Origin of the sequence: Phyllobacterium sp. 628 (assembly GCF_014189505.1) — a bacterium.
In the GTDB taxonomy this organism is placed as follows: domain Bacteria; phylum Pseudomonadota; class Alphaproteobacteria; order Rhizobiales; family Rhizobiaceae; genus Phyllobacterium.
Genome location: NZ_CP050303.1, coordinates 542,797 through 565,137 on the forward strand (window position 1 = coordinate 542,797; position 22,341 = coordinate 565,137).

The window sequence follows — 22,341 nt, forward strand, 5'->3', positions numbered from 1 at the left end:
GCTATGTGGGAAGTCCCCGCTCAAGACACAAGCTAGACCTTCGCTGCCCGCCGCAAAATTTCTACAACCATTTCAGAAGCTTTCATGAGCGAGCCAACTGGCAGAAATTCATAGATCGAGTGGAAATTGTGCGCACCGCAAAAGAGATTTGGGCAAGGCAAGCCTTTTTCGGACAGCACCGCACCATCATATCCGCCGCGCATGGGAATGGACCTTGGCTCGACTCCAATTGCCTTCATGGCATCCAGGGCAAGATCAACGGGATAGCGGTTTGGTCCCTGCAGGCTCTCAGCCGCATTGCGATACATCGGCTTATAGTTTTGGGTGACAGTGTGAACCCCGTGAAGCCGGTTAAAGCTTTCGACCAACGTTGCGACGAATTTTCGCCGGTGTTCAAAACCCGATTGAGTAAAGTCACGTATATCGAGCACGATTTTTGCCTCGGCAACTGTGCCATGAATCGACTTGACCCAATAATAGCCTTCACGGTTCTCCGTATGCTCCGGACGCTCGCCCGGAGGTAACATCGAGATGAATTGCTGGGCATAGAGCACCGCATTGCGCAACTTGCCTTTTGCAGACATTGGGTGTGCTGTTTGCCCTTGAAAGGTTATGTGGAATTCCCCGGCATTCCAGTTCTCGTAGACGATTTCGCCAATGGCGCAACAATCGAGCGTATAGGCAAAATCCGCATGAAGGCTCGCCACATCCAATGCCTTGGCACCGAGCAGGCCGATCTCTTCGTCCGGAACAAAGACCACCTTCACGTCGCCATGCTCAATCCCGGGGTTTTGCTGCAGGGTTTGCATCGCATGCATGATTTCAGCGATCGCGGACTTGTTGTCTGCGCCGAGCAGGCTTGTCCCGTCGGTGACAATAATACGGTCCCCGATGTAATCCGTCAGCTCCGGAAATTCATCCACCCGCATCACAATATCGCGCGCCGGGTTTAGGATGATATCGCCGCCACTATAGTCAACGATTGCCGCGTGCGTGTCGGTGTCATATTCGCTGCTGGTATCGAGATGAGCCACCCACGCAATGGTCGGAACTTTACGGGATGCGTCTTTCACGTTGGATGGCAGCGTTCCCACCACGATGGAATGTTGTCTTTCTTCGACTGCGAGACCGAGCCCGCGCAACTCTCCGGCCAGCAGATGTGCCAGCTCCGTTTGCCCGGGGCTTGATGGCAAATGTCCGGCACCGGGAACAGTTGTGCTGTTGATGCGCGTGTAATTGAGGAATCGCTCGACAATATCCATTGGTTCTCTACCTCTGATCGAAGATGCCGGTTTCAATGATTCCAGCCAACAGGACAAGCGTCCAGCCGACAGGTTTGTGTTGCGTTGACCACAACCATCGTCAATAAATTGTCATCCCATAGTTGTGGCCGGACGATTCCCAGAAAAGACAGGACGATATGAAACTCCACGAGAAGATTCTTTCAGCGACTATTTTTGCGATTGCGTTAGGCGGGTCTGCCATGACGGACGCATCTGCAAAAACGTTGATCTATTGCTCCGAGGCAGCACCCGATGGTTTTGACGCCGCGACGACTGCATCCGGCGCCACCTACGATGCTTCAGCGCGCAATGTTTCCAATGGCCTGATCAAGATCAAGCGCGGTTCAACCGAGCTCGAACCCGGCCTTGCCGAAAGCTGGGACATTTCCGCCGATGGTAAGGAATATACATTTCACCTGCGGCCGGGCGTAAAATTCCAGACAACGGAATATTTCACACCGACACGCGATTTCAATGCCGATGACGTCATCTTTACGTTTGATCGTCAAGGCAACAAGAATAATCCCTATTACGGCAAAGGGCTCTGGCCGCAGTTTAATTCCTATTCTTTCCCAAGCCTCATCAATAAGATCGAACGAATTGACGATCATACCGTGAAGTTTGTTCTGAACCGTCCGGAAGCGACAATGATCGCCTCCCTCTCCCTGACATTTGCTGTGATCCAGTCCAAGGAATATGCGGATAAGCTTCTTGCAGAAGGCAAGAGTGACCAGTTCAGTCTTATGCCGATAGGCACCGGCCCCTATCAATTCATCGATTATCAGACAGATACAGCCATCCGTTATCAGGCTAATCCTGATTATTGGGGCGGCAAACAAAAGATCGACAATCTGATCATTGCCATCACGCCCGATGCTGCAGTTCGCTATCAAAAATTGAAAGCCGGTGAGTGCCATGTCATGGCCTATCCAAACCCGGCTGACCTTGCTGAAATGAAGACCGATCCATCCATTCATCTCATGCAAAAAGAGGGCCTGAACATCGCTTTCATGGCCTACAATACATTGATTGCGCCATTCGACGATGTGCGGGTGCGCAAGGCCCTGAACATGGCGATCAACAAGCAGGCTATTATTGATGCTGTTTACGGTTCAACCGGCATTGTTGCCGTCAATGCCATGCCTCCGGGTGTCTGGGCCTACAACAAAGAGGTCAAGGATGATCCCTATGATCCGGAACAGTCGCGCAAACTGCTGACGGAAGCAGGAGTGAAGGATCTCTCGATGAAAATCTGGGCGATGCCCGTGCAGCGCCAGTATATGCCGAATGCACGCCGCACCGCAGAGATGATGCAGTCTGACCTGGCGAAGGTCGGTGTCAAGGTTGAGATCGTCTCCTATGACTGGACCGAATATCTGAAACGGTCGCTGGAAAAGGAACGGGACGGTGCTGTCATTATCGGCTGGACGGGAGGAATTGCCGATCCGGACAATTTCCTTGCGGCTCTCCTTGGCTGTCAGGCTATCGGCAGCGGCAACCGCGCCAACTGGTGCAATCAGGACTTTGAGAAGCTGATCCAGGCCGCCAAGCTTACGACTGATCAGGCCGAGCGCACAAAGCTCTACGAGCAGGCGCAGGTGGTGTTCAAGGAACAGGCGCCGTGGCTTACAATTGCCCATCAGGTCGTGCAGCAGCCGGTGAGCGTCAAGGTCAAGGATTTCCGCATTGATCCATTTGGCGGCAACCTGTTTGAAGGCGTCGATATCGACGAATAAAGTTTCCTGCGAAGGGCCGGAAAATACCATCTGGCCCTTCCGCGTTTTCAGCCGCGCCAAGTCTGCGGTGCGGAAACAGTGAACCAGAGAAGAAATTCTATTCACGCCGCTGCTTGCAGGGGCTAAACCAGCCGGCAGTTGAAGAGCAAACATTGGATTCAAGCCATGACTGACACTGTTATCGACCGCTTCCTTCGTTACGTCGTCATCGACACCCAATCAGACCCCAAGTCGCCGTCACAACCCTCCACGGAAAAGCAGAAAAATCTGGGTCATCTTCTTGTTGCTGAATTGCTGGCAATCGGACTGGCTGACGCTCACATGGACGAGAACGGCTATGTCTATGCGACCATTCCATCCAATGTTGAAAAGCCGGTGCCCGTCATTTGCTTTTGCTCGCATATGGATACAGCACCGGATTTCACCGGAACGAACGTCAAGCCGCAGATTCTGCGGAACTACAGTGGCGGCGATATTCAGCTTTCGGGCGACCCGAAACAGGTTATTCGTGTCAGCGATCATCCAGCGCTGAAAGATCAAATCGGCAATGACATCATCACCACCGACGGAACGACGCTGCTCGGTGCTGACGACAAGGCTGGCATTGCCGAGATTATGAGCGCGGCACAGTTTCTGATCGACAATCCCGCCATCAAACATGGAACGATCAAGTTGCTGTTTACGCCCGACGAAGAAATTGGACGCGGCGTTGACAAGGTTGATCTGGCAAAACTCGGCGCACAATTCGCCTATACAATGGATGGCTCGACGGCCGGCTATATTGAGGACGAAACGTTTTCGGCCGATGGCGTCGAGATCACCATCGAGGGCGTTGCCATTCATCCGGGCTTTGCCAAGGGTAGAATGCAAAATGCCATCAAGATTGCCGGTGCCATCATTGACCGGCTGCCAAAGTATATTGCACCCGAAACGACGACGGGCCGCGAGGGCTTCATTCACCCGACCGGTGTGACCGGTTCCATGGAAAAGGCTGCACTCAGCTTCATCATCCGTGATTTCCATGATGAGGGCCTCACCGCCAAAGAAGCCATACTCGAGACAATCGCAAAGGATGTTCTGAAGGACTATCCCGGTGCCTCCTACGGCTTCGCAGTGCATGAACAATATCGCAACATGAAGGCCATTCTCGACCGCAATCCGGAAATCGTCGATAACGCCGTTGAAGCCGTCCGCCGGGCTGGTATGGAGCCGGTTCGCGGCAGTATTCGTGGCGGGACGGATGGTTCGCGCCTGTCTTTCATGGGGCTGCCCTGCCCCAATATTTTTGCTGGCGGCCACGCCTTCCACTCACCGCTGGAATGGGTCAGCCGGCAGGATATGGAGAAAGCCGTGGCGACAATCGTGGAACTGGCAAAAGTCTGGGAAGAGCGCGCATAGCCTTGGAGACCGCGCTTTATCTTCCAATCAAGAGCTTTCTTGAAGCGGCGGGATACAGCGTCAAGGGAGAGATTGTGGGTTGCGATATCGTGGCCCTCAGCGACGGCGAACCACCGCTCGTTGTCATTTGCGAACTCAAGCTGAGTTTCAATCTTGAACTTATTCTGCAGGCCGTGGACCGGGCTGCAGCCAGCGACGAAGTTTGGCTCGCCGCCCGCGTGTCGGCAAAAGGCAAGGGGCGCGAAAGTGATCGCCGCTTCCGTGATCTCTGCCGGCGGCTGGGTTTTGGTATGCTCGCCGTTGCGGACAACGGTACGGTCGATGTCATTGTCAGCCCAGTTGCACCGATGCCCCGGAAGAATGCCCGCAAACGGGCACGGCTCGTTGCCGAACACAAGCGCCGCAAGGGCGATCCAACATTGGGCGGCGGATCGCGCAAACCCATCATGACAGCCTATCGCCAACAGGCTCTCATTTGTGCTGAAGCTTTGCAACACGGCCATCTGCGCCCGCGAGATCTTCGCGTTGCGGCACCGGATGCTGCCAAAATATTGCTGACCAATGTCTATGGCTGGTTTGAGCGTGTCGACCGTGGTGTCTACGCAATCACTGAACTTGGTATGGAAGCACTCAAGCGGTGGCCACCCCTACAGGCAGACATCAGCCCGCCCGCCATTGAAGAATGATGGGTCGCATTACATCTTTTCCACCCGGTGCGTTGCCGCAAGTTTCCTGTAGCTGGATGGGGTCAATCCGCACTCCCGTTTGAAATGACGGTTGAAGTTGGAGATGTTCTTGTAGCCGACATTGAAACAGATCGACGTAATCGGTTCGCTCTGTTCGTTGATCATGTTACAGGCGCGGCCAATGCGCAGCTTGTGAACGTAATCGATGAAATTCTTGCCCGTCGTTTTCTTGAAATAGCGTGAGAAGGTCGAGGGAGCCATTTCCGCTAGTTCTGCAGCCACCGACATTCTCACATCATCATGGATATTGCCGAGAATATAGGCCGTGACCCGCTGCATGATCGCCGCGCTGCTGGCATCGAGATTGGGTGCATAATCATGACTGGAGAGGATGATTTTCTCGTCGGTTTCGGCCATCAGCGAGATGAGTTCAAAGAACAGCGCCAAACGCTGCAACCCTTGTACCTTTCCAATTCGGTGCATCAGGTCAACGCCCTGCTCCTCGGCACTGCCGTAGAATTGCAATCCGCGCAGCGCCTGATCCAAAAGAACTCGGGGCGCCGTCATTTCCGGCATGATGTCTGCGGCACGGGCAAAGATTCGCGGATCGAATTGAAGCACCATATCGCGGCCCAACAGCGTTTCGCTACCGAAATTTGTGCTGACCCATTCATGCGGGAGATTGGAGCCGATGAGGCACAAATTCCCGGGCTGAAAATCGCCGATATGGTCGCCGACGAACGCTGTTCCGCTGGATTGGGTAATCAGATGGATTTCATATTCGGGGTGATAGTTCCAGCAGGCCAGCCGATAGGGATAGTCGTGCGTGAACCACCGGAATGAATGTCCGGGATCACACAGAATATGTTCCAGTTCGGCACTTTTTGCCGCTCCTATCACGCCCTTTCCTCCCTCACCCTCAGGCCAGCGCACGGATCAATGTCAGCTGGCTCTCCCGGTCAAAGATATGAATATGCTTTTCATTGACCGTCAACCGGCAAGACTGCTTGACTTGCGGAGACGTACTGGCATCCAGCAGCGCACCGATCTCCACCGTCCCGAGGGCAAAATTGACCAGCGTCTCATTCCCCAGATACTCGATGAGATCGACGACGCCTGCAATAATATTAATATCGCTGTTTTCGCCTGCAGGTTCCAGATGCGCAGGCCGGATACCGACTGTAACCGTTTGTCCGTCCCGCAGATCATACCGGTCCTTTTGCACCGTAAGCCGCGTTTCGCCACTTGTCAGAATGAAATTCCCGCCCTCCGATGAAACAACCATATCAATGAAATTCATCGAGGGCGTCCCAATGAAACTGGCAACAAATTTGGTGCGCGGATTCTCGTAGATTTCCTTCGGGGTGCCCAATTGTTCGATGCGCCCGTCTTTCAGAAGCACGATACGGTCCGCCAGCGTCATCGCCTCCAACTGATCATGCGTTACATAGACGGTTGTCGTCTTCAAGGATTGGTGCAAACGGGCAATTTCCACACGCATGTGGTTGCGCAACTTGGCATCAAGGTTGGACAGCGGTTCGTCGAACAGAAAAACCGCAGGTGTCTTGATCATGGCGCGGGCAATGGCCACCCGCTGCTGCTGACCACCCGATAGGGCTGCCGGTTTGCGTCCGAGATAAGTTTCGAGACCAAGCATTGAGGCGACGTCCCTCACCCGGCGATCGATTTCTGCTTTGGCAACCCTCAGGCGCTTGAGACCAAACGCAATATTATCAAAAACAGTCATATGCGGATAAAGCGCGTAGTTCTGAAACACCATGGCAATATCGCGGTCACGCGGCGGCAGATCGTTCACAACCTTACCGGCAATGCTGAGTTCACCATCGGAGATTTCCTCCAAGCCGGCCAGCATGCGCAGGATGGTGGATTTTCCGCAACCGGAAGGCCCGAGGAAGACCACGAACTCGTTTTCCCGTACGGAAAGATCAAATTTGTGCACGACCTGATGATTGCCGTAGCGCTTGGTTATTTCCTTGCAAACGATCGCAGCCATCAGCGTGCATCCTTCCCGAGATGTATCTGCAGTTTTATGTCGCGCGGACGTCCTTCTGCCGCCCGTTCAAAGGCCTGCACACTGTCTTTGAACGCGTATGTTTCCGTGATGAGCGGCTTCAAATTGACCTTTTCCGAGGCAATAAGCGCCAATGCCCTGTCATAGACATTGGCATAGCGGAACACCGTTTCAATCCGGACCTCTCTCGACTGGGCCGAGACGATATCAAGATTGACCGGTTCCACCGGCATACCGACAAAAACTGCCGTTCCGCCCGGACGGATAAACTCAAAAATGCCATTGAATGCGCTTGGATGGCCGCTGGCTTCAAAGACCACATCGACACCCCAATTATCAGTATGGCCGGCAACAAAAGCACCCAGATTGTCTTCGCGGCTATTGATTGCAACAATGCCGTCGTAAGAGGCAGCAATTCCCAGCTTTTGATCCTGAATATCGGAAATGATGACTTTGCTGCATCCGCCCGCAAGAGCGGCAAGGGCAACCATGATGCCGATTGGCCCTGCACCGATGACCAGGGCAACATCACCAGGTGTCACCCGCGCTTTGGTCACGGCCTGCATGCCAACGGCAAAAGGCTCGATCATCGCACCTTCGGCGAAGCTGACATTATCCGGCAGTTTGAATGTCAAATTGGCGGGGTGAATGACGAATGGTGTGAGGCAGCCATGCACGGGCGGCGTGGCCCAGAACACCACGTCCGGATCGAGGTTGTAAAGGCCGAGCCGGGTCGCGCGCGACTTGTCGTTGGCTATTCCAGGTTCCATGCAAACGCGGTCACCCGGCTTGAGATGACGCACATTCGTGCCGGTTTCAACGACCGTGCCGGATGCTTCATGCCCCAGCACCATCGGCCGTTTCACAACGTACGGTCCGATGCGACCGTGGGTATAATAGTGCACGTCGCTGCCACAAATACCGACGGTTTCAATGGCGATCTTTACGTCATCTGGACCCAGATCGAGCGGAAGTTCGATGTCACGCAGCGATAGATGGCGGGTCTTTTCCAGAACAAGAGCCTTCATGCCCCTTAGTCCTTTTTCTTGAGTGCTGAATTGATGAACCCGCTCATGACCCCTACGAAAATCAGGGGCGGCAAGGAAAGGACAATGACCGAAGCATTGAGAATGCCCCATGGCACATTGCGTCCAAGCAGGGTGAATTCCGAGGCGATGATCGGCAGGGTCTTGGCATCGGATGTGGTGAGCATCAGCGCGATGAGAAATTCATTCCATACGAGAATGAAGCTGAAGATCACTGCACCGATCAACGACTTTGCGGCGACGGGAAGAGCCACTTTGAAGAATACGGCATAGGGACCGTAGCCATCGACAATCGCAGCCTCCTCGATCTCCCTTGGTACGCGGCTGAAAGCCGGAATTGAGAGCCAGATGATCGTCGACATGGTGAGAAGCGTATAGGTGATGATCAACGCGGTTTTGGTGTCGTAAAGACCCAAATCCAGCCAGGTGGCGATAAGCGGTATCGCAACCGCCACAGGCGGCAGGAAACGCAGCGACAGGACAAAGAACTGGATATCGTCGGAAAAGCGGTTGGGATAACGCGCAACCGCATAGGCCGCAGGTATGCCAAGCGCTGCCCCGATCAAGACTGACGAACCCGCAATGACAATCGAATTGATCAGCCCATGCTGGACGTTTTCACGTCCCAACACATAGATGTAATTGTCGAGCGTTGGCGTGAAGAAAAACTTGGGCGTCGTCGAAACGATATCGACCAGCTGCTTGAACGAATTCAGGAACACCCAGAAAATCGGGAAAACGGCGATGATAACGAGGCCCGCGAGCACGAGCTTCGACACCGGTGATTTTGACTTTACTGCCATTTGCGCACCCATTTCCACAGAATGGTGAAAGCAATGATCGTGGCCAGCATCATCAGCACGGCCATGCTGGAGGCGTAGGAGATCTTGCCCGCTTCAACAAAGCCTTGCGAAAAGGCGTACATGTCGAGTGTTTCCGTCGCGATACCCGGGCCGCCACGGGTCATGACATAGATAAGATCAAAAGCTCGCAGTGACTCGACCATCTTGACGAAGACAAGACTGATCAACGGCGCGGCAAGCATGGGAATGCCAATGTAAAAATGCACTTCCCAGGTCTTCGCATTGTCGAGCCGCGCGGCTTCAAACGGCTGCGGTGGCAGCGTTTCCAGCAGTTTCAGAATGATCACTGAAAAGAAGAGTCCCCACTGCCACACATCGACAACCGCAACCGATGCCAGTGCGGTTGCAGGCAAAGACAGAAAATCAATGGGTGCGCCGGTCAATAGTTTGATGGGATAATTGATCAGGCCAAACAGCGGATTGAACATGAATTTCCACACAAATGCCGCTGATACACGCGGCAGCATCACCGGAATAATGAACAGGATGGAGATGAGTCTCCGCATGCGCGGTGAAGCTCTCTCGAAGAGGAAAATCGCCAGCAACACTGCAACCAGCATAGTGGCTGTGACCGTCACCACTTCCCAGATCAGCGATATCCATATGGCGTTGATGAAACGCCGGTCGCCGAACAGATCGATGAAGTTGGCCAACCAGACATAGCTGCTGTTCGGGAAACTCAATTCCCGGTTTTGCAAGGCGATGTTCACCGCAGCGATTGTCGGCACAAACGCCAATATGGCGAGCACGATCAGGGGCGGTATGAGAAAAACCGCAGGAAGACTTGTTTTCCGTTTCATTCCGGCATTCCAAAATTTTGAACAGGGGCTTAAAAGTCTGGGGCTTCACACAAGGGGTGAAGTGAAGCCCCAGTCGACGCGACGGGAAGGGATTGTTCGGATCAGCGCCGCGCGATCAGCTTGTTGGCGTAGGCTTCAAGTTCATCGAGTCCGCCCTTGACGTCGGTACGCGTGCCGGTGATGAGCTCTTCAAGAATGATGCCCCAGCGGTCGCCAAGGTCAGGCCAGTCGGCATTGACCCAGAAATTGACATCGGTGTATTGCGCGGTCTCGTTCAGGGCATTGCCAATTTCAGCGCCGTACTTCTTTTTGAACGCATCGCTATTGATGACACTGGTGCGGTTGATGTCACCAAAAATGCCCTGCTCCAGCCGGCGCTCTTCATTCTGCTTGGATGTTGCCCAGGCAATGAAAGCCCCGGCGCACTTCTTCGCTGCATCGTCAGCATTGGCCTTTGCCCCGATTGCAAGGCCATGGCCGTAGCCGCCGCCAACCAGCGGACGCGGCGGCACGGTATAACCGACCTTGCCCGCAACAGACGATTGCTTAGGATCTTCCGTCTGTCCCGCTAGCGGGCTCGACTCGATGATCATGGCCACGTTGCCGGAATTGAATGCTTCCGTAACCTCGGTCCAGCTGCCGGTCTGTGTGCCGGGCGCCGAATATTTGAACAGCCGCAGATATGTCTCCGTGGCTTTCATGGCGGCATCAGAGTTGAATGCGGGTTTGCCATCGACAAACCATTGTCCGCCGAACGCCTTGAAATAGGTCATCCAGCGCCAGACGTTGGCTCCCGACCCGCGCCCGCCGCGCAGAGCGGTTCCGTAGAAGCCTTTGGCCGGATCGTTCAACTTGGCGAGAGCGGCTTCATATTCTTCCAAAGTCTTGGGCGGGGTTATCCCAGCTTTTTCCAGAACATCCTTGCGATAATAGAGCAGGTCGCCGCCACCTTGAATGGGGGCGAAATAGGCAACGCCATTGTAGCTCGCTACCTTTTTGCGGCCCGCGTCAAAATCATCATAGTTGGCATCTGCGGGGTAATAATCGAGCAGCGGCACAATCCACTTCGACTCCGCAAACAGCGCGACATTGGCTTCATCGATGTAATAGACATTATACTTGCCGGTCGTTGCGGCTTCAGCGCGTGACTTGGCGCGACGATCGTTTTCGTTGAGATAGTCAAACTCAAACGATGCACCCGAAAGTTTCTTGAACTCGTCCTTGTAACTTTCAAGGAGGGTGAGACTATCACGTGGCTGTGCCAAAACCCGAACGGTACTGGTGCAGATTTGTGCGTTGGCAATATTTGCAAAAACAAGCAGGCTGGCGCCGCCCAACAGGGCAACACAATAAGACTTCCGTAACATTGATTATCCTCCCAAAATCCATTTTCCTCAGGATATGGCAGGTGTTTCTCCTCTCACCTGCTCAATCCGGATGCAAAAATTGACAGGGAATACCCAATGCCGATAGCAGCATATTTTCAAATAACTGATACGAATTTGCAAAATGTCACGACGATTCACCCCTTCTCCGATTGGATTTCCACATAACCAAAAACGCAAAGGCGGCACCCATTGAAGGTGCCGCCTGCCAAATTTGTATTCTGAGAGAGTATCGCGGGAATGAGCCGGATCTCTGCTGAAACGAATTAGCTGCCGTTGCGCGAATGAAGCTGGGGTATGAACAAGTCGGACCACGTCGCAGGCTTTACCTTGATCGTTCCGGCGAGATTCATGAACTCCGCAAATTGCATGACGCCGTTTGGCGTGGTGGAGAATTGCGAATCCTTGTCATTCAGCATCTGCAGAACTTCCTCGACGGAGACTTTGACTTTTGAGCTCTTGGAGAAAATCTCTGCCGCAGCCTGCTTGTTACCGGCAATGAATGCGTTTGCCTCATCAAGCGCCGCCAGGAATGCCTCCGTCGTTTTTGGATTGGCATCAACGAACTTCTTGGGCGCAAAGGTGACGTCCAGCGTGATATTGCCGATAACATCGACAGAATTGACCACACGGTGAACTTTGGGATCCTTCAACTCAAGATAGGAGAACGGCGGCGATGTGAAATGCGTGGTGATTTCAGTCTGACCGCTCGTCAATGCCGCAAGAGCCTCCGGATGCGGCAGGCTGACAGTCAACGGATCGAGCTTGGCATAGTTTTCGCGCCCGAATTCGTGGGCTGCCATCATCTGAAGCACGACTGCCGAAAGCGACGTCTTGATCCCCGGCAAGGCGATCTTGTCCTTGGAAGTCAGGTCCTTCAACGATTTGACCTCGGGGTTGTTTGAGTTGAGCCAAAGCGATGTTGCGCTGAGACCGCTGATGCCGACGACCTCAACATTCGGGATACCCTTGGCCTTTGCCCACAGCGTGACAAAACCCGGCGCACCGGTCCCGGCAAAATCGAGTGAACCAGCCATCATGGCGTCATTGATGACGTTGCCGCCGTCCAGCATCAGCCAGGTAACCTTGAGGTCGCCAAGGCCCGCTTTCGCCGCCTGCTTTTCCAATAGTTTCTGATTTTCCATGACGATGAGCGGCAGATAAAGAATGCCGTATCCTTTGGAAATTCGCACTTCACTGACTTCGGCCAGTGCTGGCGCGGCAACAGCCGTCAACCCAAGACCGATGCCCAGTACCGCAGTGCATAGTTGTTTCAAGATGTTCATCACATTCCTCCCTTTATAATATACCGGCTCCCGGCGGTTTCTAATTCAAGCCTGCATTCCCCAACGGCGAATGGTTTTCTTTTCAATCGTGGCAAAGATCAGGTTTTCGACGGCAAGACCGATCAGGATGACCGTGAACAGGCCGGCAAAGACATTCGCTGTCTCAAGCTGGTTGCGGTTTTCGAAGATGAACCAGCCCAGTCCGCCCGAACCCGACGAGACGCCGAATACCAATTCGGCAGCAATCAGCGTGCGCCAGGCAAAAGCCCAGCCGACTTTCAAGCCGGTCAGGATCGATGGGAAAGCAGCGGGGATCAGAATGTGCCGGACAAGTGAAAGGCCGCGCAGACCATAATTCAACCCAACCATGCGCATCGTGCTGGACACTGATCGGAACCCAGCATGGGTGTTGAGTGCGATGGCCCAAAGAACGGAGTGTACCAGGACAAAGATCACGCTACCCTGACCCAGACCAAACCAGATCAACGCCAATGGCAGCAAGGCAATGGCGGGCAGCGGATTGAACATCGATGTCAGCGTTTCAAGCAGGTCCGCGCCGATGCGTGAGCCGATGGCGAGGGTCGTCAGAAGTGCCGCAAGCACTACGCCGATGCCATATCCTATGAACAGCGTCTTCAGCGACGCCAATGTTCTGGCTGGAATGGTGCCATCAGCAATGTTGGAACAGAAAGCAGCAAACGTCTGAGAAAAACTTGGAAAAAGCAGCGGATTGCCAAGCCACCGGCCGTACAACTCCCAGGCGGCGGCAAGCACAAACAGGATGAAAGCTTTTCGCACTGCGCCAATACGGTAAACCCGTTCAAAGGCCGACAATGTCTTCTCGACCTGCAGGAAATCTTTCTTGGAATCGCCACGTACAATTTCGGGGCGCGTATGGAGAACTTCAGTCATGGCACACTCCAAAATTAGCTGGCGAACAGCATGTCGTTGATGCGGGTTTCGAGCGCCGCTTGCGCACCGGTCCCAAGCTCTTCGGGTGATATGCTGTTCAGTTCGGCTTTGACCTGCCCCGGATGCGGCGACAACAGCAGAATGCGCGTGCCGATACGGATCGCCTCCTCAATCGAATGGGTGACGAAAAGCACGGTGAAGTGTGTATCGTCCCAAAGCTGCAGCAGTTCATCCTGCATCTTGCGCCGCGTCAGCGCGTCGAGTGCTGCGAAGGGCTCGTCCATCAACAGAACGTCCGGCTCCATCGCCATACCTCGCGCAATGGCCACGCGTTGCTTCATACCGCCCGACAACATGTGCGGAAAACTATCGATGAATTTCGTCAGGCCAACCTTGTCGATGTAGCTGCGGGCACGCTCGCGTGCTTCCGCCGGTTTTGCCCGGCCACTGGCCGTCAGGGCAAAGATGACATTTTCACCCACGGTCTTCCACGGCAGCAACTGATCGAATTCCTGAAAGACCATCATCCGGTCGGGACCGGGTTCGGTTACTTCCTTGCCCTTGAGGATTATCTGGCCTTCTGTCGGCGTGAGGTAGCCGCCAATCGCCTTGAGCAAAGTCGATTTCCCGCAACCTGAAGGTCCGAGCAGAACAAAGCGGTCCGATTGAAAAACCTGAAAATCAACGCGGTGCGTGGCGGTGACCAGCGTGTCCTGCGTCTTGTATTGCAACGTGACGCCCTCAACGCTCAACAATGCGCCGCGAGCATCAATCGACTGATGCAAACTCATACTTCCTCCCAATGCGTCTTCTCTTTCGTGCAACGCCGTAACGTTGACAAAACTCCCAGCGCGACTGTACTTGCGGTAACTGACACATACCTGACTCACGTTTCGGGGGCACGATTTGCGCATTCTTGTCGTTGAGGACATGCCCGACATTGCCAAGGCGATTGCCCAACGCTTTGAGAAAATCGGCCATGCGGTGGATTGCGAAACCAATGGCCGGACCGCTGGCGAAGTGCTGCTGGTGCAGGAGTACGATCTCATCATTCTCGATATGATGCTGCCCGGCGCTGATGGCTTCGAGATTCTCAAAGCATTGCGTGGCCGCAAGAACAAGACGCCGGTTCTGGTCCTCACGGCGCGCTCGGCCGTCGACGACCGTGTGGACGTTCTTGATCTGGGAGCAGATGACTATTTGACCAAGCCGTTCGATTTCCGCGAGCTTGAGGCACGCGCCCGGGCACTGCTGCGCCGGAGCGCCGGCATGTCTGACAATGCACTGCACTTTGGCGAGCTTGTCATTGATCAGGCCGGACGCACAGCTAGTGTTTCTGGCATGCCGCTCGATCTGACGCGCCGCGAATTGATCGTGCTTGAAATTCTTGCTGCACGGCCGAAACGCTTCATTTCCAAGGAAGAGCTGGTGGAACAGCTTTTCAATTTCGATCAGGAGCCCAGCGCCAACGCCATCGAACAATATGTGACGCGGCTGCGGCGAAAACTGGCGGATACAACCATCGAAATCCGCACGACACGAGGGCTGGGTTATCAACTTGCCATCAAATGATATCCGCTATTCGCTGCACACCCGGATCATCCTGTTCATCGGGCTCATTCTCGGCATTGGCGCAATCGTTCTTGCCCTTGCTGCCTGGCAATATGCAGGTATCGCCGCCCGCGATGCCTATGACAAGCTGCTGATCGGCGGCACGATTCAGGTTGCGGAAAACGTGTATGTTCAGGGCGGTGTGGTAACCTTGGATCCACCCGCCGCCGCCTTTTCAACGCTGTCAGCCTATGATCTTGTCTTCTATCGGGTCACCGATCCTCGCGGCGTGGTGGTGGCGGGCTACGGCGATCTCGCTCCTAAAATCCCGGCCGGAAAAATCCGCCGGGGTGTTATCCTTTCAGATGACATCTATCAGGGACAGCCCGTTCGCGTCGCCGCAATCGGAAAGCAGATCGACACCCCAGACGGGACAGGCTGGGTCGAGATCGTACTGGCCCAGACATTGCGGGCCCGGCAGGCGCTGGCATGGGACTTGACCAGCAAGGCCCTCGGAATGATCGCGATCATGAGCCTGCTCGCCCTGCTCGCCGGTGCCATATCCGTTCGCATTGCGCTGAAACCGCTCACGCGTATCGAACGGGAGATCGAGGCGCGCAAACCCGATGACCTGCGGCCTATCCGCATGACACCGCCCAATGAAATTCGAGCTCTGGTCAGTGTTCTTGATGATTTCATGCGCCGTCTGGCGGACCGTATCGCGCTCATGCAGCGCTTTATCGCCGATGCCGCACACCAGATGCGCACGCCACTGGCAGAACTCAATGCACAGGTGGAAATCCTGTCGAACGACGCCGATCCCAAATTTCAAGGCCAGATTCAAAATCTCGGCACCAAGATTACCGAACTCGGCGATCTGACGAGCCAGCTTCTCGACCACGCCATGGTCATTCACCGGGCTGGAGCAGTCAGTTTCTCTCCATTGGACCTCAACGCACTGGCAAAGACCACCCTCGCCCAGACGGTACCCCTGTCATTAGAACGCGAAGTGTCCATCGCCTTCATACCCGATGCGGATGACGTGCTTGTACAAGGCGACGCGATCAGCATTCGCGAGGCTTTGACCAATCTCATCAACAACGCGTTGAAACATGGGGCACATTCCCGGCTCTCGGTCAGTGTAGGACAGGATGAGATCAATGCGTGGATCAGCGTCTGCGACGATGGCCCCGGCATTCCACTTGCCGAGCAGACCCGATTGATAGCGCCTTTTGAAATCGGGGCGGATCGTACAACTGGTACTGGCCTGGGCCTGTCCATCGCTGCGGAAGTCGCGAAAGCACATGGCGGCGCGTTACTCTTTATAAACGAACCGGAAGAATTCTGCGTGCGCCTAACCTTATCGCGTACAGTTCCGGCGCTCTAAACTCCCCAAACCAGCGCGCCACCGGTGAGTCCGGCACCGGCTGCGGTCAGCAGAAGCCTTTCTTCTGCCGTAAACGGGTCTGCAACATTGGCAATCGACAGAGAAAGCGGAATGGTGGCAGCGGAGGAGTTGCCATAGTCGGCAATCGTGCGGACAACTCTGCAGGGATCAATATTCAAGTTATCGCTGACGGCATCAAAAATGCGGGTATTGGCCTGATGCGGAATAAACCTGCTGATAGCCGAGGATGGAAGATCCGCGTTTTCCAAGGCCCGTTTGGCGCAACCGGTCATCATTTCGACGGCCTGTATGAACATTTCCCTGCCGTCCCGCATCGTCATGAGCGATTGTTCAACGGCCATACCGGCAAAGAATGGCTGTTTTGATCCGCCAGCAGGGATGGAAATCAGGTCGTAAAGACTTCCATCTGAAGCCAAGTCCAAGCCGAGCAGCCCTTGATCTGCATTGCCGGATGGCACAACCACAACAGCACCAGCGGCATCAGCAAAAAGAACAGCACTCGCGCGTTCTGCCGGATTGATACGCCTGCTCAAAATATTGGCGGCAACCACAAGAACGGGCCGCTGTTGCGTTCGAACGAAGCCATCGGCAAGAGCCAGTGCATAGAGGAACCCCGAGCAAGCCCCGGCAAGGTCGATCGCCCCGGAATTTTTCAGGCCGAGCTGGTGCGCCAGCAAGGGCGCAGATGGGGGCAATAGATGGTCAGGCGTGGATGTCGCAAGCAGTGTCAGCGCGACGTCGCCATTTGGTATATTTGCATTGTCCAGTGCAGCGCGCGCGGCTTTGCTTGCGATATCTGTGAGGAATTCACCTTCCTCTACCCAATGTCGCGACCGGATACCGGTCCGCCGCTCTATCCACCCCGGTTCAAGACCGAGCTCAGCTTCTATCTGCGCATTTTCAACGCGCCGAACCGGAACATAGTGACCAAATCCGGCAAAACGGCTCATTGCGCGCCGACGGCAAAGATACCCGCCGCTTCTTCGATAGCATCATAGGCCCGGCCGAGATCCTCCTGCGTGACGCAGTAAGGAGTCATCAGGTAAATAACGTTGCCAAGCGGCCGAATGAGCAGGTTCTTGGACCGGAAGAATGCGCGCAATTTTGGTCCGGCATCGGAGAGATAACCGGAAGCGGTCACGTTGAGATCAAGCGCAGCGATCGTCCCGACCTGTCGCACATTGTAAAAACGCGGGTCTAATTCGAACCGTTTCAGCCTTTGTCTATGCATCATTTCCAACTCACGGATTCGTTCGGCGACAGGCTCGTTTTTCCACACCTCGAGATTGGCGACGGCTGCTGCACAAGCGATAGGGTTGGCCGTATAGGAACTTGAATGAAAGAAGGTTCTGCTGCGATCCGCCGACAGATGTGCGTCAAATATTTCTGCCGTGCATAACGTTGCCGCCAATGGCAGCGCGCCGCCGGTCAATCCTTTGGATGTGCATAGGATATCGGGGGAAATATCCGCGTGTTCACAGGCGAACATCGTGCCAGTGCGGCCCCACCCCGTCATCACCTCGTCGGCGATGACAAGACTGCCGTACTTTTCGGCAATTCGCTTCAGCTCCGTCAAGACAGATGCGGGATACATCCGCATGCCTCCCGCTCCGAGCACCAGAGGCTCGATCAGCAAAGCGGCAACCTCACCGCTCCTGCAGCAGGTCTCAAAAGCGTCGAGTGTATCCTGCTCACGGCCAGCGAGGGGAAACGGCAGTCTGTCAACGCCGAAAAGCATGGGCTCATAAGCCGCGTTGAACACACCGCGCTCGCCCGCTGACATCGTGCCGATCGTGTCGCCGTGATAGCTGTGTTCCATGACAACGATGCGGGAACGGGGAGCGCCCGAATTGTGGAAGAAGCCCAAAGCCATCTTCAATCCAACTTCAACGCAGGTTGATCCGCTGTCGGAGTAAAATACGTGATTGAGACCCGCCGGAACGACGGCGAGCAATCCTCGCGCCAATTGCTCGGCTGGCTCGTGGGTAAATTCGGCAAAGATAATCTGGTCATACATTTCACAAGCTGTGCGGATGGCTTCCATGACACGCGGATGCCGGTGACCATGGGTAATCACCCACCAGGATGAGATTGCATCGAGAACAGCGTCACCATCCTCATCGAAGAGATAGGCCCCTTCGGTTTTAAGGACCCTCTTCATTGCGGATTCAAGTGCATGCTGGGTAAACGGATGCCAAACTGGCGACATTGAGACAGGTTTGGTCATGCGGCCACTCTTTGAAAACATGAAATGTCGAAATGATCCCGAAAGGCGCGGCGTAACGCGTCGGGCGTCAGCACCTCGAGCAATGGCAGGCGGCCGAGACATGTCGCACCGCCCAGCTTCCCGATGATAGTCTGCGTATCAGCTTGTTCGTCGCCGATGAACACCACACCGAAAACAGGAATGGAGCGCCGGTGCAAAGCTTCCAGGGATAGCAATGTGTGGTTGATTGTTCCCAGACCCGTGCGGGCACAAAGAATAACGGGTATCTGCCAGCGCGCAAAAACATCTGCAAAGACCACCTCGTCCGTCAGTGGAACCAGCATACCGCCCGCCCCTTCGATGATCAGCGGACCATTGCTTGCCGGCGGCATCAATTGCTCAGGCAGTATTCGGACATGGTCGATGCGTGCCGCCAGATGCGGCGACGCTGGCGTCTTTAACCGCCACGCTTCAGGAAAAATACGCTCTGATGGTATCCGGCCAAGCCGTTGGACCACCTCGCTATCGGTTTCACCATCGAGCCCCGACTGGATGGGCTTCCAATAGGAAGCCCCAAGCGCATCGGCTAGCGCGGCTGAAAATACCGTTTTGCCAATGTTCGTGTCGGTGCCGGTAACAACAAAGCGGGGTGTCATGCTGGTTCCTCGACAAGGGCGGCTGCAAGGCGCTCAAACATGCGAACAATTGCGGGTTGATCGACATTCAGGGTGATGGAAATTCTCAAGCGGGCGGTTCCGGCAGGAACTGTCGGCGGGCGGATTGCACGAATATCAAAACCTGCGGCCTGCATGCGTGCCGCAATGCGCATTGCGCGGGCGTTACAACCGATCATGACTGGCAGGATCTGCGAACCACTGCCTTCCACACCAAGCATTGCTGAAAGTTGCTGATTGGCAAAAATCTGGAGCTGTCCCAACCTGTCTCGCAGGTCCGGTTCATCCGCCAGTATTTTCAACGCTTCGCGCACACCCGCCGCCATCAACGGTGAAGGCGCTGTGGAATAGATGAAAGACCGAGCCCGATTGACGAGATAATCACAGATCACGCTGCTCGCACCAACAAGGGCACCGGCAACGCCAAGTGCCTTCCCGCATGTGTGCAGTACAATGACATTGTCCCGGCTCTCCATCCCGGCAGCGAGCCCGCGCCCATGCGGACCAAAGACCCCGGTTGCGTGCGCTTCATCAATTACAAGAAATCCGTCATGCCTGTTGGCCAGCTCCAGAAGCTCTGGCAAGTGTGCACGGTCGCCATCCATGGAATAAAGACTCTCAACTGCAATCCACGGATGTCCCATCCCGCCCCTGCTTCGCCACGTGCAAATCGCCTGCTCAAAGCTGGCGGGATCATTGTGCCGAGCAGAAATGGCCTCTGCACGACTGGCCGCGATCCCTTCACGTGCACTGGCATGAACAAGATCGTCGTGGACGATCAGATCATTGTGTTGGGGCAGCGTTGAAAATAGCGCTGCATTTGCAGTGTATCCGCTTGAAAAATAGAGAGCACGCTCGGTTCCGAAAAATGCTGCTGCCTCTTCTTCAAGCGCCAGATGTTCAGGATGATTGCCGCGAAGCAGTCGCGATCCACCAGAGCCGATAGCAATGCCGCGCTCCAGAGCAGCACAGATCGCTTGTCTGATCCGTGGCGCGCTGGCCAAGCCAAGATAATCGTTCGACGTGAAATCAATGCCGGTGCTCTGCACGAGTATCCGCCTGCGGCCTTTCTGTTCCAACCCGTCCAATGTCTTTTCATAACGGGCCAAACGTTCGGAGATCATTCGGCCGCATCCAGCGCCATCGGCTTCAGTCCGAGACGGCGAAACAGCGCGGCATCGTGATCTTCACCCGGATTATCGGCCGTCAGCAGCGTATCGCCGACAAAGATGGAATTTGCACCGGCAAAGAAACATAAGGCCTGCATCTCATCGCTCATACCGGTTCGTCCAGCGGAAAGGCGAACATGCGCTTTCGGCATAAGAATACGGGCCAAAGCGATGGCGCGCACGAACTCAATGGGATCGGTTGGCGTTGCATCACCGAGCTTCGAGCCGGGGATCGGTATCAGCATATTGATCGGAACGCTCTCCGGCGGGACTGGAAGGTTGGCAAGCGTCACCAGCATGGCAATATGGTCGTCCGTCGTCTCACCCATCCCAAGGATGCCACCCGCACAAACCTTGATACCGGCATCGCGGACATTAGTCAGTGTTTCCAGACGGTCGGCGAAGCTGCGCGTACTGATGATTTCCCGGTAGAACCGCTCAGATGTATCGATGTTGTGGTTATAGTAATCAAGTCCCGCATCGGCGAGCCTGCCAGCCTGAGCTGGAGAAAGCATACCAAGCGTCATGCAGGTTTCCATGCCAAGCGACCTGACGCCTTCAACCATGGCAACCACTGCATCCATGTCGCGGTCTTTCGGACTGCGCCATGCGGCGCCCATGCAGTAGCGTGTCGCTCCGCCATCCCGGGCCTTGCGCGCTTCCGCAACGACCTTTTCAATCTCCATGAGTTTGGATGCTTTAAGACCAGTCGGATAATGCGCAGACTGGCTGCAATAGCCGCAATCTTCCGGACATCCGCCTGTCTTGATCGATAAAAGCCGGCTTAACTGGACAGCATTGGGATCGAATTGGGCGCGGTGAATCGTTTGCGCCTGAAACAAGAGATCGTTGAACGGTAAATTATAGATTTTTTGTGCATCCGAAAATTCCCACAACGCACCTTCCGCAACGATTTCTCCCTCGAGTTTAAATACCGATGCGTCTTCCATAGGTTTTTTCCTTCGGGCCAGATAGGGATTGTGGCTATTATAGATAGAATCCATAATTATCTATAATATTATTCAGCACAAAGAAAAATGCAACCACACGTGGCGTGCAGCATCAAAACGGGGCAGTGGGTATGAAGAATGACAGCCCGCTATGGGACCGCTCAAGGCTCATAGAGCCCAATAAATGCCTGGATTAGCCGACGATGGCAAAGGCATCCCGGGTCGATCCGGTCGCGCTTTTTACCGGCTTTTGCCCGATCCATTGAACGTGGCGTTCAAGAACGGCAACCGCATTATCGACATTGCCCTGACGAAGAAAACCAAGAATGGCCCGGTGGTCATGATCGGTCCGCACTTCCCAGTCTGATCTCCAGGCGGAAAACAGAAACCGCGCACTCACCGAGTGGAGATCATCAATTACAGCCAACAGGCGTGGCATCGCGCACGGTGTGAGGATCAACCGGTGAAAACGCCGGTTTGCCTCTTCCCACGAGCGGACGTCGCGCGAATTATCGCCCGCGACCGTTGCCTCCTCAGCCTGATCGAGAATGGCGGCTGTCAAATGCGGCGCCGCTTGGCGAAGCGCAAGCCCCTCAAGCTCGGCACGCATCAAAGCGACTTCCCGCACTTCTTTCAGATCAAAAGATGCCACGCGAACCCCGCGACGCGGTTCGCTGACTGCCAAGCCTTGAGCTTCAAGTTTGCGGAAGGCCTCGCGGACGGGGACGTGGCTCGCACCGAACTCGTCAGCAATATGGTCCTGCCGCAATTTGGTGCCGGGCTCCAATTGCCCGGTCACAATCCGGTCAGCAAGGATACGGCTGATACGGCTGGCAATTGTGTCTTCATTCGGTGCGGTCATATTTTATAGATATTTTGGTTCGCTACGCCTGTCGAGCCCGAGCCATCAGATTCGGGACATAAACCTTGTATCCCACCAGAAAACGGCTGCAACC

At 54.9% G+C, this 22,341-nt stretch carries 21 protein-coding genes; 5 read left to right on the forward strand and 16 right to left on the reverse strand.

From position 1 onward, the window contains the following. Positions 1-32 precede the first annotated feature (32 nt). Positions 33-1,262: a peptidase T gene (pepT, locus tag HB779_RS25030; protein WP_188346603.1), complete on the reverse strand. Its 1,230-nt coding sequence runs from the start codon at positions 1,260-1,262 to the stop codon at positions 33-35. A 158-nt stretch (positions 1,263-1,420) separates the two neighbouring features. Between pepT (HB779_RS25030) and HB779_RS25035 the strand changes: the two genes are divergently transcribed. From HB779_RS25035 to HB779_RS25045, 3 genes are all read left to right on the forward strand, one after another. After that, positions 1,421-3,019 (forward strand): ABC transporter substrate-binding protein, encoded by a 1,599-nt coding sequence (locus HB779_RS25035; RefSeq protein WP_188346604.1) that lies wholly within the window; start codon positions 1,421-1,423, stop codon positions 3,017-3,019. Positions 3,020-3,184: 165 nt separating this feature from the next. Beyond that, a complete protein-coding gene (gene pepT, locus HB779_RS25040) occupies positions 3,185-4,417 on the forward strand; it encodes a peptidase T (RefSeq protein WP_188346605.1) in 1,233 nt (410 codons plus the stop codon). A 2-nt stretch (positions 4,418-4,419) separates the two neighbouring features. After that, on the forward strand, positions 4,420-5,103 hold the full coding sequence (locus tag HB779_RS25045; protein ID WP_188346606.1) for a DUF2161 domain-containing phosphodiesterase: 684 nt from the start codon (positions 4,420-4,422) through the stop codon (positions 5,101-5,103). Between the two features lie 9 nt (positions 5,104-5,112). Here the strand turns inward: HB779_RS25045 and HB779_RS25050 are convergent, their stop codons facing one another. The 9 genes from HB779_RS25050 to HB779_RS25090 all read right to left on the reverse strand — a co-directional run bounded on the left by HB779_RS25050 (position 5,113) and on the right by HB779_RS25090 (position 14,218). After that, positions 5,113-6,003, reverse strand: a complete 891-nt coding sequence (locus HB779_RS25050; protein ID WP_188346607.1) for an AraC family transcriptional regulator — start codon at positions 6,001-6,003, stop codon at positions 5,113-5,115. Positions 6,004-6,022: 19 nt separating this feature from the next. Beyond that, entirely contained in the window at positions 6,023-7,117 is a 1,095-nt protein-coding gene (locus HB779_RS25055; protein WP_188346608.1) for an ABC transporter ATP-binding protein, read from the reverse strand. After that, the gene (locus HB779_RS25060; RefSeq protein ID WP_188346609.1) at positions 7,117-8,163 is read right to left on the reverse strand and encodes an NAD(P)-dependent alcohol dehydrogenase; all 1,047 of its coding nucleotides are present in this window, start codon (positions 8,161-8,163) and stop codon (positions 7,117-7,119) included. The genes HB779_RS25055 and HB779_RS25060 overlap by 1 nt, the downstream gene beginning before the upstream one ends. A 5-nt stretch (positions 8,164-8,168) precedes the next feature. Then, positions 8,169-8,984: a carbohydrate ABC transporter permease gene (locus HB779_RS25065; RefSeq protein WP_188346610.1), complete on the reverse strand. Its 816-nt coding sequence runs from the start codon at positions 8,982-8,984 to the stop codon at positions 8,169-8,171. Next, positions 8,975-9,844 carry a carbohydrate ABC transporter permease gene (locus HB779_RS25070; RefSeq protein ID WP_188346611.1) on the reverse strand — a complete coding sequence of 290 codons (870 nt, stop codon included), beginning with the start codon at positions 9,842-9,844 and terminating at the stop codon, positions 8,975-8,977. The genes HB779_RS25065 and HB779_RS25070 overlap by 10 nt, the downstream gene beginning before the upstream one ends. A 101-nt stretch (positions 9,845-9,945) precedes the next feature. Next, positions 9,946-11,211 (reverse strand): extracellular solute-binding protein, encoded by a 1,266-nt coding sequence (locus tag HB779_RS25075; protein WP_188346612.1) that lies wholly within the window; start codon positions 11,209-11,211, stop codon positions 9,946-9,948. Positions 11,212-11,495: 284 nt separating this feature from the next. Beyond that, positions 11,496-12,515, reverse strand: coding sequence for an ABC transporter substrate-binding protein (locus tag HB779_RS25080; protein ID WP_188346613.1), 1,020 nt, complete (start codon positions 12,513-12,515; stop codon positions 11,496-11,498). 45 nt (positions 12,516-12,560) lie between these two features. Further along, a complete protein-coding gene (locus HB779_RS25085) occupies positions 12,561-13,427 on the reverse strand; it encodes an ABC transporter permease (RefSeq protein WP_188346614.1) in 867 nt (288 codons plus the stop codon). Between the two features lie 14 nt (positions 13,428-13,441). Further along, entirely contained in the window at positions 13,442-14,218 is a 777-nt protein-coding gene (locus HB779_RS25090) for an ABC transporter ATP-binding protein (RefSeq protein WP_188346615.1), read from the reverse strand. A 115-nt stretch (positions 14,219-14,333) separates the two neighbouring features. Between HB779_RS25090 and HB779_RS25095 the strand changes: the two genes are divergently transcribed. Together HB779_RS25095 and HB779_RS25100 are read left to right on the forward strand one after the other, a co-directional pair. After that, positions 14,334-14,999 carry a response regulator transcription factor gene (locus HB779_RS25095; RefSeq protein ID WP_188346616.1) on the forward strand — a complete coding sequence of 222 codons (666 nt, stop codon included), beginning with the start codon at positions 14,334-14,336 and terminating at the stop codon, positions 14,997-14,999. Beyond that, entirely contained in the window at positions 14,986-16,365 is a 1,380-nt protein-coding gene (locus HB779_RS25100) for a sensor histidine kinase (protein ID WP_244642908.1), read from the forward strand. Before HB779_RS25095 ends, HB779_RS25100 begins: the two co-directional genes overlap by 14 nt. Here HB779_RS25100 and HB779_RS25105 read toward each other — a convergent pair. The 6 genes from HB779_RS25105 to HB779_RS25130 form a co-directional block, all read right to left on the reverse strand. After that, entirely contained in the window at positions 16,362-17,336 is a 975-nt protein-coding gene (locus HB779_RS25105) for a beta-ketoacyl-ACP synthase III (RefSeq protein WP_188346617.1), read from the reverse strand. The two genes, HB779_RS25100 and HB779_RS25105, sit on opposite strands and share 4 nt — an antisense overlap. Beyond that, positions 17,333-18,613 carry an adenosylmethionine--8-amino-7-oxononanoate transaminase gene (locus HB779_RS25110; RefSeq protein WP_188346618.1) on the reverse strand — a complete coding sequence of 427 codons (1,281 nt, stop codon included), beginning with the start codon at positions 18,611-18,613 and terminating at the stop codon, positions 17,333-17,335. Before HB779_RS25110 ends, HB779_RS25105 begins: the two co-directional genes overlap by 4 nt. Further along, complete coding sequence (bioD, locus tag HB779_RS25115; RefSeq protein ID WP_188346619.1) at positions 18,610-19,248, reverse strand: dethiobiotin synthase; 639 nt, start codon at positions 19,246-19,248, stop codon at positions 18,610-18,612. Before bioD ends, HB779_RS25110 begins: the two co-directional genes overlap by 4 nt. After that, the gene (locus HB779_RS25120) at positions 19,245-20,390 is read right to left on the reverse strand and encodes an 8-amino-7-oxononanoate synthase (protein ID WP_188346620.1); all 1,146 of its coding nucleotides are present in this window, start codon (positions 20,388-20,390) and stop codon (positions 19,245-19,247) included. The genes bioD and HB779_RS25120 overlap by 4 nt, the downstream gene beginning before the upstream one ends. Next, positions 20,387-21,385: a biotin synthase BioB gene (gene bioB / locus HB779_RS25125; protein ID WP_188346621.1), complete on the reverse strand. Its 999-nt coding sequence runs from the start codon at positions 21,383-21,385 to the stop codon at positions 20,387-20,389. The genes HB779_RS25120 and bioB overlap by 4 nt, the downstream gene beginning before the upstream one ends. A 193-nt stretch (positions 21,386-21,578) precedes the next feature. Then, entirely contained in the window at positions 21,579-22,247 is a 669-nt protein-coding gene (locus HB779_RS25130) for a GntR family transcriptional regulator (RefSeq protein WP_188346622.1), read from the reverse strand. Positions 22,248-22,341 lie beyond the last annotated feature (94 nt).

Bases quoted from the DNA above. Each gene is read 5' to 3' on its own strand.
- pepT (WP_188346603.1), bottom strand. From the start codon at position 1,262: ATGGATATTGTCGAGCGATTCCTCAATTACACGCGCATCAACAGCACA.
- HB779_RS25035 (WP_188346604.1), top strand. From the start codon at position 1,421: ATGAAACTCCACGAGAAGATTCTTTCAGCGACTATTTTTGCGATTGCG.
- pepT (WP_188346605.1), top strand. From the start codon at position 3,185: ATGACTGACACTGTTATCGACCGCTTCCTTCGTTACGTCGTCATCGAC.
- HB779_RS25055 (WP_188346608.1), bottom strand. From the start codon at position 7,117: ATGGCTGCGATCGTTTGCAAGGAAATAACCAAGCGCTACGGCAATCAT.
- HB779_RS25060 (WP_188346609.1), bottom strand. From the start codon at position 8,163: ATGAAGGCTCTTGTTCTGGAAAAGACCCGCCATCTATCGCTGCGTGAC.
- HB779_RS25065 (WP_188346610.1), bottom strand. From the start codon at position 8,984: ATGGCAGTAAAGTCAAAATCACCGGTGTCGAAGCTCGTGCTCGCGGGC.
- HB779_RS25070 (WP_188346611.1), bottom strand. From the start codon at position 9,844: ATGAAACGGAAAACAAGTCTTCCTGCGGTTTTTCTCATACCGCCCCTG.
- HB779_RS25075 (WP_188346612.1), bottom strand. From the start codon at position 11,211: ATGTTACGGAAGTCTTATTGTGTTGCCCTGTTGGGCGGCGCCAGCCTG.
- HB779_RS25080 (WP_188346613.1), bottom strand. From the start codon at position 12,515: ATGAACATCTTGAAACAACTATGCACTGCGGTACTGGGCATCGGTCTT.
- HB779_RS25085 (WP_188346614.1), bottom strand. From the start codon at position 13,427: ATGACTGAAGTTCTCCATACGCGCCCCGAAATTGTACGTGGCGATTCC.
- HB779_RS25090 (WP_188346615.1), bottom strand. From the start codon at position 14,218: ATGAGTTTGCATCAGTCGATTGATGCTCGCGGCGCATTGTTGAGCGTT.
- HB779_RS25105 (WP_188346617.1), bottom strand. From the start codon at position 17,336: ATGAGCCGTTTTGCCGGATTTGGTCACTATGTTCCGGTTCGGCGCGTT.
- HB779_RS25110 (WP_188346618.1), bottom strand. From the start codon at position 18,613: ATGACCAAACCTGTCTCAATGTCGCCAGTTTGGCATCCGTTTACCCAG.
- bioD (WP_188346619.1), bottom strand. From the start codon at position 19,248: ATGACACCCCGCTTTGTTGTTACCGGCACCGACACGAACATTGGCAAA.
- HB779_RS25120 (WP_188346620.1), bottom strand. From the start codon at position 20,390: ATGATCTCCGAACGTTTGGCCCGTTATGAAAAGACATTGGACGGGTTG.
- bioB (WP_188346621.1), bottom strand. From the start codon at position 21,385: ATGGAAGACGCATCGGTATTTAAACTCGAGGGAGAAATCGTTGCGGAA.
- HB779_RS25130 (WP_188346622.1), bottom strand. From the start codon at position 22,247: ATGACCGCACCGAATGAAGACACAATTGCCAGCCGTATCAGCCGTATC.